General features: G+C 44.4%; 1 pseudogene. It reads right to left on the minus strand.

Annotation, left to right across the window (positions count from 1 at the left end):
* Positions 1-493 (minus strand): annotated as a pseudogene (gene bglA / locus GFC01_RS17950) (6-phospho-beta-glucosidase BglA); the annotation flags it as partial.

Consider the following 493-nt stretch of genomic DNA (forward strand, 5'->3'; position numbering starts at 1 on the left):
TGAGGAATACGGATAGATTGGCACGTGAGAAACCATTGCTCCAATTTGGAAAGCAGGATTGATCTCTTTTCCTTTGGCTACTGCCCATGCACTTGCAAGTAATTCATGGTGTCCTGCTTGATACATGACTTCTTTGGCATTTTCGCCTTCTTTGACTGATACCCCTGAATTTGTCCAAAGGAATAGTGGGTTGTTGACATCCATTTTGTTATTGATTTCATTAAATGTCATCCAGTATGTGACCTTGTCCTTGTATCGATTGAAGCATACTTCTGCGAATTTTGCGAAATACTCAGCGACTTTTCGGCTGCGGAACCCGCCGTACTCTCTTGCTAAATGGAGCGGCATCTCAAAGTGAGACAGCGTAATCACAGGCTCGATGCCATGCTTGAGCAGTTCATCAAATACATCATCATAGAATTGTAAGCCTGCTTCATTCGGTTCCGCTTCATCTCCCTTAGGGAAAATCCGGCTCCAGCCGATCGATGTACGT

Origin of the sequence: Desulfofundulus thermobenzoicus, assembly GCF_009428905.1 — a bacterium.
Classification (GTDB): domain Bacteria; phylum Bacillota; class Desulfotomaculia; order Desulfotomaculales; family Desulfovirgulaceae; genus Desulfofundulus_A; species Desulfofundulus_A thermobenzoicus.